This window comes from Methylocapsa acidiphila B2 (assembly GCF_000427445.1).
GTDB lineage: Bacteria > Pseudomonadota > Alphaproteobacteria > Rhizobiales > Beijerinckiaceae > Methylocapsa > Methylocapsa acidiphila.
The window spans coordinates 1544749-1559480 of sequence record NZ_KE386496.1; the positions used below are offsets into that span (position 1 = coordinate 1544749).

The following is a 14732-nucleotide window of genomic DNA, read 5'->3' on the forward strand; positions in this document are numbered from 1 at the left end:
GCCGCGATGGGCGAGGCCGATCCGACGAAGGAACGCACCCATGACCACAAACCACGACGATGCCGGCTTTGAGCCGCCGAATCCCCGACCGAACACGTCCTCTCTGAACTCCAGCTCTACGGCTATCGCCCTTTCCAGGACGAGCCCGACCCGAGGCCGCTGCCCGACGCGCAGGTGATCGCCGGCAGCATCGCCGATATTTTCGACGCCCTCGTTGTCGCCTTGGGCAACACGCGCCTCGAGCCTGACCTGGAAGATCTGCTCTGGTCGACCGTCAATCTCTTCCACCGCGCCGTGGGCCGGATCGAGCGCGAACTCGACGACAACGAGCAGGCGCAGCGGCGCAGCCAGAAAGAGCAGGACGGCTCGGAAATCCGCTCGATCGAGCTCGAGCGCCTTGCCGCCCAGGGCATGACGCTGATCGAACGCCGCGACGCCATGGAATTTTTCCGCGACCAGGCCGCCGACCAGTTCGAGCGGCACATCGGCTCATCCTGGCGGCCACGCTCGGGATCGATGGTCAATCGCCGCGCGCTCACTTCGGCGATGATCGACAGCCGGGATTTCCTCGTCGCTAGGCGCCGGGCCGAAAACGAGGTGCTATTGCCCGCAGGACCCAAGATCGCCTTCACCGGCGGGCTCGACTTCAACGATCATCGCGCGATCTGGGACAGACTCGACAAGGTCCTTGCCAAGCATCCCGACATGGCGCTGCTGCACGGCGGCAGCCCGAAAGGCGCCGAGCGCATCGCCGCCTGCTGGGCCGACAATCGCAAAGTCCCACAGATCGCCTTCAAGCCCGACTGGACCAAGCACTCCAAGGCCGCCCATTCAAATGAAACGACGCGATGCTCGAAGTCCTGCCGATCGGGGTCATGGTCTTCCCTGGCACGGGCATTCAGGAAAATCTCGCCGACAAGGCGAGGAAGCTAGGAATTCCAGTTTGGAAGTTCGCCGACGGCGGCGCGTGAGGGCCGCCAGCTCGCAAGTCAAACGGACTGATAGGCTCAAAGCCCGTCCCCCTTTTGGCGCTAGGGCAGGAGTTGAAACGAAGGGAAGCTTGGCTAAACACGCGATTGATGACTGCTCGGCGCCCATGTACGTCGTTCACGAGCCTAACTACCCCTTCTCAATACCGGTCGTTCGTTCAACGGGTTCCTGGCCTAATGGGACCCGCCTCAGAAGCCTCGCGATCGCCACGGTCGAAGGGCTCGGTTTGACCCGAAACGTACCGTGTGATTGCTAGATCGTGCTCTCCCCCGACGATTTTGCGCCTGAGGTCTTGAAATCGCCCATCGCCGAGAAATTTCGTTCGGGGACCGGCGGCGCGAGCCGATACGCCCACGTCCGTTGGCCGCGCTACATCATCAGCCAGGCAGCATTCCTACTCGATCCAGACCTCGACCCGACGGTTCTTGGCCTTGCCGGCGTCATCGTCGTTGCAAGCGACCGGCGCGAGATAGGACAGCGACTTGATATTTGCGCGGGGCACCGACACATTTTGCTGGACCAGAAGCCGCGCCACAGATTCGGCGCGCCGCGCCGCCAAATCGTCATTTGTAGCCCAGCCGCCATCTGAATCGGCGAAGCCGACCAGGAGGAATTTGCGCCGACTATTTTCCGGGGCGGTCAAATAACGCGCCAATCGTTCGATATCCTGGAGCGCGCGATTGTCGAGATCCGCGCTGGCGTGGCGGAAGCGGAACTCCATGGTCGTGCGGCGCATGTGCGTCATGGCTTGGGCGAAACCGCGCAACGGCGTCGATGGAATCGTCTTGTCTGTGCCAAGGCCGAGGGTCGGTTTGTCTTGAACGCTCTTGGCCCAGTCCTGTTGCGCCTGGGGAGGCTGAAATTCAATCGCCAGACTGACGAATTCATTGTCAGCGATGATCGGCTGCGCGTCGTCGGACAGGGCAAAACGCAGGATATTGGAGGCTTCCGCCACGCTTGGAGTTCCCGCCGTATAGAGGAACAGGCGGCGCGCCAGCGGATATTCTTCGCTCTTCACCGCGAATCGCGTGGCCGAACTGGTCAGGCCGCAGGCTGAGTCAATATCGAGCGCGCGATTGCCCTTGCCGACATAAGGCAAGGCGATGAAGCCGATGCCGCCAGGATCCTTGCCCGCGCCCTCCACAAGCAATTCGCTGGATTCGAATTTTTTCGCCTCGGGCGAAATTTTGAGATTGAGCGGATCGAGGACCAGGGATTTGAAAGTGTCGAACGTCCCGGATTTGTCGTCGCGCCGGTAGAGGACAATCGGCAGATCGGCGCCGCCGACATCGCGCCAATTGGTGATCTGGCCAGCGAAAACTCGCCCGATCTGCTCCAGCGTCAGTTTCCGCACCGGATTTTGCGGATTGACGATCACCGCCAGGCCGTCCAGCGCCAGAACATGCTCGTTTTCCTGAGCATAAGCGTCGATATTCAAGGTTTGCTTCAGCAAATCGGCTTCTTGTTGTTTGAGCTGGCGCGAAGCCATGCCGATCTGAGCCTTGCCCTCGGCCAAGCCTTTCGCCGCGGTGCCTGAGCCGTGCGATTGGAAATCGATCACCGCCTTGGCGGCGGAGCCGTTGACGAGAGTAATCTCCATTTCTTCCGGCTTGCCCAATTTGGTCACCGGCGCCGCGCCATAGGCCTTGCGCGCATAGGCTTCGATCAGGGAGGGCATGAGCCGCTCACCAATCGTGTTTGACCCGTGAATGCCGAATTGCGCCGCCGCGGAGATTGGCGCCGGCCCTGAATTGGGCGGAAGTTGCGGCGCCGGCACGCAATTGCAGGGATCGACATTGACGCTGCAGACCTTTGTCGCCGGATATTCGAGCGGCGACGCGGCCCCAGGCACATAGAGCAGGAATTTGCCGTCCTTGGTCTCGAAGCGTTCGGCGCCGACCTTCGTGCCGTCGGTGAAACAAAAAATTGTCTTGGCCGTCTGCGCCGCGCCCGGTGACAGCGCCATGGCGTAAACCGCGAAAGCCAGAACTGAGGCGCGGACGAAAAAGTAATTGGGCGTCATTTGCGCCTCCAAATACCGGGCGCTTCGCCCGACCATTCTGGGGATATTGCGAGTGGTTTCGTGAATGGCCAACGAAAAATTCTTCAGCGACGGTATTGGCCAATTACTACGTTTCGATGACGTCGATCATATCTTTAGCGCCACTACTCAAGGGGTCCGCAATAGCGTATCTATAGGGGAGAGCCGGGGCGGCGGCCGAGCGTGGCGCGGTGGCTTGATTTGTCCCCCGGCCAAGCCGTTTGCGACCGCCGCAGAGCCGAGGACGTCGATCGCGAGAGGGGGAGCCAGGCCGTGCCATCCGTCGCCTCCAGACGGTTCATTTGGGCGCTTGCCGCCGTTCTACTCTTAGCCGTCGGCTTCGTATTGTTGCGAGCCTGCGATCTCGAGATTTTCCCTCTTTACGGGCATAGATATTGCGCTGCTCCGCGCTCCGAGGCCCTTGCGGCGGAACGTTCACGCAATGCGGCCATGCAGGCGGAATTGCGCCAGGCGGAATTGACCTTAGCGCAAAAACCGAAATGCGCGCAGCCTCAGCCCCTGCCCCTGCCCCTGCCCCAACCCCAACCGCACCCGCTGGACCCGGAGAAACTGAAAGTGCCGAAGAAACTCTCCGAATTGCGCGGCTGTTGGGAATCCGTGCGCGGCGACATCTCGATCGTCTCCGATGACGCCGAACAACGGCCGATCGGCAAAGTCCGCGAGTGCTATTGTTTTGGCGGCAATGGCCGCGGCATCATCAAATTGCTCTACACCAACGGCGTGAAATGCCGGGCGCCGATCATGGCGCGGCTGGACAGCGACAAATTGCGCATGGCCTATCCGAAATTTAGCTGCCTGTTCGTTGGCAAGGACTGGGGCTTGGTGCCGGCCGACATCACCTGTGAAAACGGCGACGATCCGAACGGCGCCACATGCACCACCTATGGCCATGGCCAGACCCGGTCGGTGACGACGGAGCAATATCGGCGCGTCGAGCAAGATCATTGCGGAAATTGACGTCATGCCTTCGGTGTTTTGGATTGGCGTTTGATGGAGCGGGTTCAGTCTAATCGGGCCGCTAGCGGCCGGCGCATCCCGACGACAACTCGCGGGTGATAGTCAGCGAAATAGCTTCGCCGCAGCCCGGATATTGCATCTGAATCGCGCGCTCGGTCTCGGTGACGCGGCCATTGGCGACCAATTGCGCATTGCCGCCGACCGAAGCCACTACCGTGCCGGCGCCGTCCATGGCGCCTTCCCATTGCATCGTGACCGGGGGCATGCCGGCCGATAGCCGGCCCTCATGCACCCAGCGGATGCGTCCGGAGCAGACAGAGACATGGATCGCCCTCTGCCGCGTCATGCCGCAAGCCGCCGATTCCGACGCTATTGCGAGATATTCGCCATCCTTCAGGGGCGGCGGCCCGGAGCGGCGCAGATGGTCGGAATCCGGTGAGGGCGTGAGATTTTCGCACCGAATCCTGGCCTGGTTGAGATCGTCGCGCGCCTGTTGCGCATGGACCCCATTTGCGAATTTCTGAGTGTAGTCGACATAGCAGGTCGGGGCGACGCACGCCGCCGCCGCGGCGGCGCATTGCCGCGCGCGAAGAAAGGCTTGGCTCTCGGCGGCGCAGGCGGCGGCTGCCTTGTTTGCCAGCCCCTCGAGCTCCGCCCGCGCCGGCCCCTGGGGGAAACGGCGCCGGTAGGGCTCGAAACAGGCCATGTCCTCATCGCAGACCAGACCGGCGGCGGTCTCACTGGAATCGCATTCCTGCGCCTGGCGCGCCGCCTCCTTGTCCTCCGGCTCGACCGGCTGGTGGGCGGGATCGAGCTTCGGAATTGCCGGCGGCGGACAGTCGCGCACCAGAATGGAGCAGCGCAAATCGCGCGACAGCGTTAATCCGCCGGCCGCCGCCGCCAGGATCAGCGCCAAGCCTCCGGCCGCATACCAGCGCCAACGCTCGCGCGGCGCGGCTTCCCTTCCGTCCTTTTGCTCCGCCTTCGCCTCAGCCTCTCTCTCGAGGGTCTGATCGTCGATTTTGATCTCGTCCGCCTTCTGAGGCGCGGCCTGACCGGTCGGCGGCTTTGGCTCTGGCTTCGGCGTCTCGTCCGCCCCGCGCGCGGCCGGTTGCGAGACCAGGGGCGGCGACCGCGCGCCGGCCAATAGGGTCAAAGTCGCAGCCCGCCCGCTGGTCATCAGCGGCGTGGCGTTGGCCCAATAGCCGGTTTCGACCAGCCCGACGTCCTCCGCGCTGACCTCGATCTGATCGTCCTCCATGAGATGATTGACGACGTCCGGTCCGACCTGATAGCCGAAACCGCCTTTGGGCGCGGCGACCCGCACGGCATTGAAATAATGCGGCTCGCGCTCGAACGCGCCGCTCGGCCCGAGATAGGCGCCCTGCGCCACCTGCATCGAACGCACGGCCAGACTTAGGGACGGGCTTTCCATCTCCCGGTCGAACACAAGAATCGCATAGCCGGGTTGACCGCCCTCGAAAACACGCAAGACTTAAACTCCCTGCGACAGGCCGCCACGGTGCGCCGCCGAGGCGACCATCACGATTTCGCCATGTTTTATTCTGTTCATGCCGCTTGTGCGAAGCATTTTATTTGTCACGATACTTTCATAACCCAAAGGTCTGTATAATCCTGGGACGGAGACCGGAGCGCCGCGATTTGCTGCGCCATGGTCCCGGACCTCTATCAGGGCGGCGTCCCGTAGCGCCGGCGGCTCATGGCGCGCGAAAATCGGTTCTTCCTTCTCAGTTCGGATTTGACGGGCTGCGTCGCCGTGACTCATGGCGGCCGCGCGGCCGCCGCCCAATATGGCGATTTCATTGCGCGGCTCGAGGCGGTTTGCGGGCGCGACGCGGCCGAGCTTTTCGCTGAACCCATGCTGCCGCGCGGCTCCCCCGGCTCCGCCGCCATTTCCTGGTACGGGCCGTTAGAGGGCCGCCCGGTGGAAATTGACAGCATCGACGCTGTGGCGCGCAAGCCTGTCGCCGATATGCTGAGCCGCCGACTTGAGGCGCTGGCCTCGGCTTTCGCCGACGCTCAATTGGAGCCGTTGATCCTCGCCTGTCTCAATGTCGCATCGAGCCGCGACGTCGTTGCCGTCGGCGGCGAACCTATTCTGGTGAACTGGGGATATTTGCCGCAGGACATCGCCGACGATCCCGCCCGCCGGCTGGAGCATTTCAGCCGCACCTTGGGGCGTTTTGCGCCCAAGCTGATCCCGCTGGCGGCGGCCGGCCTTGGAGTTTCCTCGTCTGAAGCCGCGCCTGAGGCCGCGCCGCAGCCGCCGGCTACGGCCTCGACGGCGCCTCAGGCTGAGACGCCAGCCGCGCCGCTTCTCGCGCGCAAGGCGACGACGCCGGCGCCGATCGAATTTAACCAGCTCGAAACCGCGCCAGCCGGGCGCGCGCCTCTGGTCGCGGCCGCCATAGCGGCGGTCTTGTTACTGGTTTTGCTGCTGCCGGGCGTGCTGGCTTATCCGCATTTCGGCGACCAGGCCGCGCGCGACGAATTCGAGGCCCAGCGATTGCGCGCCTCCAACGAATCGCTGGAGGCGCAGCTCAAGGCGCTGCGGAAGGCCGATGAGACGGGGGTCTGTCGCGCCGACAACAGCGCGCCGGTGCCGGAAATGGGCGATCCCTCGAAGCCGGCTCCCAACATGGAGCTTTTGCCGAAGCCACCGGACAAGGCGGCGCTCCCCGCCAAGCCGGGAGAGCCGGCCCAGGCCGCGACCATCGCGCAATTGCTAGAAAAATCCGTCGTCTATGTGTTCGTGCTCGAGAAGGGCGATAAGGCCAGCACCGGCACCGGCTTTTTCATCTCGCCGACGCAGCTGATCACCAATCGCCATGTCGTGGAGGATGCGCTCGACGACCAATTCATTTTCATCGGCAGCAAGGCGCTGAACGGCGCCAGGCTCGCTCGCGTCGTCGCCAAGACGCCGCCGCGCCAGGAGGACGTCGGACCACAGTCTGATTTCGCCGTCTTGGAGCTGGCCAAACCGGCCGATGTCGAGGCGCTGAAACTCGGGCCGGCGCCGCCAAAGCTCTCCACCGCCTACATCGCCGGCTATCCAGGTTTCCTGGTGCACGCCGATTCCGACCGCATCAAATTCATCGAAGGTCTGAAGGAGGCCTTGCAACGCGGCGAAACCGACGAGCAATTGGCGGCGCGCCGCTTCAATGTGCCGAGCGTCGATCTGCGCTATGGCCGCATCAACAATGTCATGAGCAGCGGTCTGCATGAGACGCCGATCATCGTCCATGACATGCAGGTCGCCCATGGCAATTCCGGCGGCCCGCTGATCGACGGCTGCGGTCGCCTCGGCGGGGTCAACACTGCGTTTCTTGCCGACGAACATCAGGTCGGCAATGTCGCGCTCAGCGTGGTCGCATTGCGCAAATTCTTGACCGATCTGCACATTTCTTTCACCGCCGACGATACGTCGTGCGGCCCGACGACGACGGAGGCGCGGCCAGAAACGCCAACGCCGCCGGCTCCGTCGCCTAGCCCGAAGTGATGGAGCGGCGATGTACTCGATCCGCGTCGCGACCACCGACGACCGCGAAGCGCCGCCCGCGGAAGACTGGCCCGGCCTGAGCTGGGACCGGCTTTGCGACGTGCTGCGCATCGAGGTCTCGCCGGAGGCTGCGGCGCTGCTCGCCGAACCGGTCGCCGACCCGGCGCGCGGCCTCACCCATTGGCATATTGTCGCTCTGGAAGACCCCCAGGCGCTGCACGCCCTGTCGTCCGCGGATCGGGAAAAGCTGCTGGCGCGGTTCCAGGCGCTGCAGGGCCAAATTCGCGCCTATGCCGAAAGGCTGACGGCGGCGGGCGGCGAGAGCAATCTGCGCCTCGCCCAGGGCCTGCGCGCCGCGCTCGATCTCGACGCTGGCGTCGCGCAGCTGTGGTCCAGAAGCGGCGCGCCCTTGCTCACCGGATGGGGCCGCCGCCGCGCCCGCGAAACCGCCGCGCCGACCGGAATCATCGATGACATGAGGCCGGCGAGGCGCCAAGACGCCGCGCCGCGCGGCAAGGGCTTCATTCCCGGCCTCACCTGGATGCGGGGCGGCGCCGAGCGCCTTGGGCAATCCGGCGCCTCGCCGCAAAGCCGGTTGGCGCGCCTGCGCCTTAGCTGGCTGATGTGGTTGCCTTTCTGTCTGTTGGTCGCCGCCATTTTCTATCGCCTGCTGCCAGCCTGCGCCATCGATCTTCCGCTCGCGCGCAGGGTCAATTTTTGCTCGGTGGAATCCAATGCGGCGCTGGACGAATTGCTGAGCCGCAACGTTCAATTGCGCGATCAACTGCTCGATGCGGAAAAGCGCATAGCTGAGCTTTGCGCGGGGCCGCCTACCGCCCCGGCGCCGACGACCGATGAAACCCGCCGCCGCGCGGAGGACGCTCGCCTGCGCCAAGGCAAATTCGAGGTGACGCTCGCGTGGGAAGGCCGGCAGGACCTCGACCTCTACATTTATTGCCCCGGCGGCAAGCTCTATCATGGCGCGACTGCCGCCTGTGGCGGCGCGCTCGATCATGACGCCAACCGCACGCCGGACGCAGCCGAGGATCATCCGCTCGAACATGCGATCTGGGAACAGGATCCCCCGACGGGCGTCTATCGCATTGCTGTCAATTATTATGATCACGGTCAACCGGTTCGTCCCGTCGCCTTCACCGTGGTAGTGAAAAGCAGCGCAGAGGAAAAGACGTACAACGGAGTAGCGCGCGCCTATGGTCAGGAAGTGGAAGTCGTCCAACTGACGCGGTGAGACGCGACGCGGAGTTGAAAGGAAACGAGGTCGATGTCGCGGATTTCCAACGGCCAGAGCGGCAATGAATCTCTAAAACTGGCGCCGCATTCCGGCGTGCAGTTTCTCGTCTATGCGTTTGATCTGGACAAGACCGGCCGTTTTTCGCGCTCGTTCATCGAACACAGGCGGATGGACTTGCGCGCCGCCGATGGCGTGACGCCGATCGAATTGCGGCCAAACTGGAACGACGACGATCCGGAACTCGATCCGCCTTTTCCGCCGCAAGGAAACGACGAGGTTTACGAAATTTCCAAGCAAAAGGCGCTGGAGCCTTTCCTCGGCCGCTGGACGCCGGTTCCCTATCTCGCGGTTCAGGCGGCGCGCGACCAATATGGGCGGGAATTGTTGCAAACTGGGCCGAGCAATTGGGCGCGGGTCATGATCGCCGCCGAGCCCGACGCCGTGGCGGGAGTCAGCCACCGCGTCATCCTTGCCTTCGACACCGAATTAATGGAGCGCAGCCCCGGCCGCGCCTATGTCGCGCCCAGCCCTTCGGACGCGCGTGGCGAGCATGAATTCGTCTTCGCCAGCCTGTTCCGCGACATTGCCGCTTTTATTTCCGACTCCGGCGCCGGCGCCCATGGCGGTCAGGAATGGGTGAGTCGGTGGATCGACGAGGCCTTCGTCGAATTCAAGACGGCGCAACGCGGACGGGCGCCGCGGCCGGAGGACCGCCAGCCGCTCGAACATGCGGCCCGCTATGTCGCGTTCCTGCAGTTTCTCGCCGAGGCGCTGCCGCCGCCGCGCATAAAGTTGATCGACACCTTGTCCGCGGAGCCCTTGGTGCGGCCGGTCGACGTCGATCTGGTGCTCGACATCGGCAACAGCCGGACCTGCGGCATGTTGATCGAGAGTTTTCCGAACCAGGAAAAGGTCGAGTTCGGCAATTCCTTTATCCTGCAATTGCGCGATCTGGAGCAGCCCTGGCAGGTCTATGCCGAGCCTTTCGACAGCGACGTGCAACTCGCCCAAGCCCAGTTCGGCAAGGAATATCTGTCGCGCTTCTCCACCCGCACCCGCGCTTTTTTCTGGCCGAGCCTGGTGCGCGTCGGACCCGAGGCGGCGCGCTACCGCCAGAACGCCGAAGGCACGGAAGGCGCAAGCGGCATGTCGAGCCCCAAGCGCTATCTTTGCGACGTCGATCCGGTCAATCAGGAATGGCGCTTCCAGCCCGGCGATTACGGCGCCAATCGCGAGCCGCCGACCATCGACCTGAAAGTCCGGCGCTTCGTCAATTATCGGGGCGACGTGCTGCGCCAGGTCGCCGACGAGCAACGGTTCTACGAACGACTCTCCCATGTGCCCGACCGCGCCGAACTGGCCAAGCCCGCTGGGCGGTTGTCCTTCTCGCGCTCGTCCTTCTTCACCTTCCTGGTCGCGGAAATTCTCATCCAGACCCTGTCGCTGATCAATAATCCGCAATTGCGCGCCACACGCGGCGAGAAGGATACGCCGCGCCGGCTGCGCCGCATGATCCTGACGCTGCCGACCGCCATGCCGGTGCGCGAACAACGATTGCTGCGCAGCCGGGCCAGCGCCGCGGTGAAGCTGGTCTTCGACATGATGGGCTGGACCGAGTCGCCGCCGCCCGGCTTGCTGATCCCCGAAGTCCATGCCGCTTGGGATGAGGCGAGCTGCGTGCAATTCGTCTATTTCTACAGCGAAATCGCGCAAAAATTCGGCGGGGCCATCGGCGATTTTATGAAGCTCGCCGGTCGGCCCCGGCCTTTTGTCGAGCCGGAAAATCCGCCCGCGACGCCGCCTCCGCCGCAGCCGTCGATCCGCGTCGCCAGCCTCGACATCGGCGGCGGCACCACAGATCTGATGATCACAACCTATTACGTCGAGGACAATCGCGCTATCGTCCCCGTGCAAACTTTTCGCGAGGGCTTCCGCATCGCCGGCGAAGATATTCTGCACGAGACCATTCTGCAGGCGCTGTTGCCGGCGATCGAGGCCGATCTCAAGGCGCGCGGCCTGGCTCAGGCGCGCGAACTGCTGATTGATCGTTTCGGCGCCGATCGCGCCAATATGACCGAGCCGGAGAAGCATTTGCGTGGCCAACTGGTGGCTCGGGTGATGAAGCGGGCGGCGCTGGCTATGCTCTCGGCTTATGAAAACGCGCCGACCGCCTGGGCGATCTCCAAGGAAAGCGCAACGATCGGCGAATTGGTGGCGCGCGCCAATCCGCGTTCGGGAACGCCCGCCGGCGCCGCGCTCGCCTATTTCGACGCGGCCGCCGCGGCCTGGGGCGCCAAGGAGTTCCGCCTGGTGGACGTCTCCGTGCCGATCGATTTCGCGCGGCTGAAAAACGCGGTGGAGACCACGCTCGGCGCAATTTTCGACAACATTGCCGAAGCCCTGCATCATTTTGATTGCGATGTCGTGCTGCTTTCAGGCCGACCGTCGTGTTTGCCAGCGACGGTCGATCTGCTGGTCAACAAGCTGGCCTTGTCGCCCGACCGCATTCTGCCGCTCAGCAGTTATTCCGCCGGCAATTGGTATCCGTTCGGCGGGCGCTCCCGCTTCCGCATCGAGGACCCGAAGACCGCCACTGTGGTCGGCTGCATGCTGTGCGCCTTGGCGGAAAGCCAGATCACCAATTTCACTCTCTACACCCATCGCCTCGCCATGCGCTCCACGGCCAACTACATCGGCATGATGGAGCGCGACGGCAAAATCCGCGCGGAAAACGTGTTCTTCTCCGCGCCAGATCTGGCGCGCGGCGGCGCGCTTGGGCCGCAGAGCGGCGAAGTGGTCTGGTATGCGCCGACGCTACTCGGCGCGCGGCAATTGCCGATCGAGCGCTGGGTGGCCTCGCCGCTCTATCGGGTGAAGCTCACCGCGGGCGCCGGCGGGCGCGCCATCCAGCGCCCGGTGACGGTGACGCTGGAGCGCGAACTGCCGGAGGAACTGGCTGACTACGAAAGCCGCGAATTCTCTTCCAAGGAGGCGCAGAAGGAGGAGTTGCGCATCGCCGACGCCACTGCCCGCGATGGCGCCCTGGTCACGCGCTCATTCACGCTGACCTTCGACACTTTGGGCAATGAGCAAGGCTATTGGCTCGACACGGGCATTTTGGCGCTGGCCTGACGCTGGCGGGACGAAGCTTCGGCAAGGATTTGGGGAGTTGACCCAACATGGTTGATACGGAACTCGTCAACGCTTGCGATGGCGCCATTGTGGCCGCCAAGGACGCGCTCGCCTGGATCGCCGAACCGAAGAACGATCCGATCCTGCGCCAGGAGCGCGCCTTTCTCGAACATACCTTGCGCAACGAGGCCTATCGGCTCGGCCGTCTCGCTCGCTCGCTGAACCGGCCGATGTGCGTCGGCGTGTTCGGCCCCAGCCAGGCGGGCAAATCCTATCTGGTGTCCGTGCTCGGCCGCAAAGGGAATACGCTGATCGTTCTGTTTGACGATCCGGCGCGGCCGGAAGTGGATTTCATCAGAGAGATAAATCCCTATGGCGAAAAGGAGGCGACCGGTCTCGTCACCCGCTTCTCCATCGAGCGGCCCAAGACGCCGCCAGGGTTTCCCGTTGCGCTGCGACTGCTCACCCAGACGGACGTCCTCAAAATACTTTGCAATTCCTATTTCTTCGACGGCGATCTGAGCATGGAGCCGGCCGTCGCGGCCGAGGATATCGAGCGCCATATCGCCCAGTTTGATGCGCGCCGGACTGCGACCTACGTCGACGTGCTGCGCGAGGAGGACATCTGGGACGTCGAGGATTATTTCCAGCGTCAGCTGCGTCGAGCCGAGGCGCGCGTTTTCGCGCCCTTCTGGCCGCGTTTCGCCGCTCTTGCGCCATGCCTGTCGTTGGAGGATCGCGCCGAGCTTTTTTCCATTCTGTGGAGCCGGCACAAGCCGCTGACGGCTTTGTTCCTCGATCTGCTGCGCAGCCTGGAGCAAATCGATTTCGCCGAGGAGGCGTTCTGCCCGCTAGCTGCGCTCGTTCCCGCCGCCACCGGCATTCTCAATGTCGAAACCCTGGCCGGGCTCGACCAGAGCGGCGGGGAAACGCTGGAGGTTTCGACCTGTTCCAAGACCGCGAAATTGCCACGCCCGGTGATCACAGCGCTTGCGGCGGAATTGCGCATGACCATGAAGGAGGCGCCGTGGCCCTTCTTCCAACACACCGATCTGCTCGACTTCCCCGGCTATCGCTCGCGCGACCCGCAAAATCTCGCCAAATTTCTCGAACAGGCCAAGGGCGGGGCGCTGAAGGAATTGTTCCTGCGCGGCAAGGTCGATTATCTGTTCCAGCGCTATACGGCGGAGCAGGAGTTGACCAGCATGCTGCTCTGCATCAAGCCCAGCAATCTCGAAGTGCCGACCCTTCGCGTCGCCATCGAGGATTGGGTCGCCGCCACCCATGGCGCGACTCCCGAGGCGCGGCGCGGCCGACCGCAATTGCTGTTCTTCGTCCTCACCATGTTCGATCAGCATTTGTCGGAAAAGGTTACCGACCCTGGCGTCGATCCCGTGGTGCGCTTTCAGGCGCGGCTCGACGCCTCGCTGCTCAAACCCTTCGCCAAAGTCGGCAACGCCTGGCCGCTGCAATGGACCCCCGGCGTGCCCTTCCAGAATTGTTTCTGGATTCGCAATCCAAATTACAAATCCGAGGGGGTGATCCAATATGAAGGGGATGTCGAAATCGCCATCCTGCCGCAAAAGGTCGAGCGCATCGCGCAATTGCGCGAGGCGCATAATCGCGCGCCAGAAGTGCTCGCCCATTTCCGCGAACCGGCCCGCGCCTTCGACGAAGTGATGCGCCTCAACGACGGCGGCGTTTCCTATCTCGCCGTCACTTTGGAGAAGGTATGCCGGCCGGGCATGAAGGAGGCGCAGGCGCGCAACAGGCTCAACGACCTCAAACAGCGAATCCTCGAGGCCTTGACGCCGCATTATGTCCCAACCAACCTGGATCAGCGCGTCGCCGAGCGCACCCGAGTCGCGGAAGCGGTGATCGCTGATTTCGAGGAATGTCTCGGCCGGCAGATGTTTGGCTCCTTCCTGCGCGGACTGTGCGTCGACCGCGGCCAATTGACCGAAGTTTTCTATGAGGCGCGGCTCAAAGGCGAAAACGGCGAGGCCAAGCCGGAGGAGGCCAAGCCGGCGGTGCCGGCGCGGCGCGGCGGACTGCTCGACGTGATCAAGACGGGCGCCAAGCCGCAGGCGGGCGTGGGCTTGACAACCGCGAGCGCCCGATCGCGTCATGGCCGCAACCTCGGCTATGCCCGCGCCGCATTGCAGCTCTGGTCGAAAATCCTGCACGAGAACTGCGATGATCCAGCCTTCGCCGATGCTGTGGGCATTTCACGGGAATCGTTGAAGGAGACCGCCAGCGAATTGATCGCCACCGCGCGCCGCCGGGCGCTGGAGGCGGAGATCAAGGAGGCGATCGCGGAGGTGACCCATATCGAAACCACCGACAAGGCCGCCGCCAAGGCGACCATTGTCGCCGAGCGCCACATCAACCGTTTCGTCATGTCGCTGGGAACGGCTGCGGCGCCACGTGAGACCGCTTTCGACGCCGCCGGATTTGGCGCGAGACCCGCGGAATTTCAGCAGGAATTCGTCCTCGGTTGGGTCAGGGGCTTTTACGAACAGGCGTTGGCCAACGCCCAATCCTCCGACGGGCTGATCCATGATGCGGAACAGAATGCCCGTCTTGGCGACATTCTGGCATGTCTCAATATCGGAAGTTGATCCATTTCGACCGAAGCAAAACGATTGTCTTCCCAGAAGCGATTATCCCTCATCGGCGCAAGGCGGCCGAGGTTGGGAATAGTAAGGATCGCTCTTCTCCAAACGCACGAGACTCGCGACGCGAATGTCCAAAACTTCGTTCTCGGACCCGGAACCGGACCTTCTCCTTCCGGCCCAATTCCAGTCTTTTCGTGGCGC

At 63.5% G+C, this 14732-nt stretch carries 7 protein-coding genes and 1 pseudogene; 6 read left to right on the top strand and 2 right to left on the bottom strand.

Annotated features, from left to right (window positions below; all coding sequences use genetic code 11):
- Positions 1-75: 75 nt before the first annotated feature.
- Positions 76-971: pseudogene (locus tag METAC_RS23050) on the top strand (DUF2493 domain-containing protein); the annotation flags it as partial.
- A 413-nt stretch (positions 972-1384) separates the two neighbouring features.
- On the opposite strand, the gene METAC_RS0109285 reads toward METAC_RS23050, so the two are convergent.
- Positions 1385-3013: a substrate-binding domain-containing protein gene (locus METAC_RS0109285; protein ID WP_198017196.1), complete on the bottom strand. Its 1629-nt coding sequence runs from the start codon at positions 3011-3013 to the stop codon at positions 1385-1387.
- 291 nt (positions 3014-3304) lie between these two features.
- Between METAC_RS0109285 and METAC_RS0109290 the strand changes: the two genes are divergently transcribed.
- Entirely contained in the window at positions 3305-4009 is a 705-nt protein-coding gene (locus METAC_RS0109290) for a hypothetical protein (protein ID WP_156898160.1), read from the top strand.
- Between the two features lie 61 nt (positions 4010-4070).
- Here the strand turns inward: METAC_RS0109290 and METAC_RS26415 are convergent, their stop codons facing one another.
- Positions 4071-5501 carry a hypothetical protein gene (locus METAC_RS26415; protein WP_026606808.1) on the bottom strand — a complete coding sequence of 477 codons (1431 nt, stop codon included), beginning with the start codon at positions 5499-5501 and terminating at the stop codon, positions 4071-4073.
- A 228-nt stretch (positions 5502-5729) separates the two neighbouring features.
- Between METAC_RS26415 and METAC_RS0109300 the strand changes: the two genes are divergently transcribed.
- The 4 genes from METAC_RS0109300 to METAC_RS23055 are packed head-to-tail and all read left to right on the top strand — an operon-like array spanning position 5730 to position 14534.
- Positions 5730-7529 carry a S1 family peptidase gene (locus METAC_RS0109300; protein ID WP_026606809.1) on the top strand — a complete coding sequence of 600 codons (1800 nt, stop codon included), beginning with the start codon at positions 5730-5732 and terminating at the stop codon, positions 7527-7529.
- 10 nt (positions 7530-7539) lie between these two features.
- The gene (locus METAC_RS0109305; protein WP_026606810.1) at positions 7540-8778 is read left to right on the top strand and encodes a hypothetical protein; all 1239 of its coding nucleotides are present in this window, start codon (positions 7540-7542) and stop codon (positions 8776-8778) included.
- 33 nt (positions 8779-8811) lie between these two features.
- Entirely contained in the window at positions 8812-11913 is a 3102-nt protein-coding gene (locus METAC_RS0109310; protein WP_036255433.1) for a virulence factor SrfB, read from the top strand.
- Positions 11914-11960: 47 nt separating this feature from the next.
- Complete coding sequence (locus METAC_RS23055) at positions 11961-14534, top strand: virulence factor SrfC family protein (RefSeq protein WP_051335484.1); 2574 nt, start codon at positions 11961-11963, stop codon at positions 14532-14534.
- Positions 14535-14732: the final 198 nt, after the last annotated feature.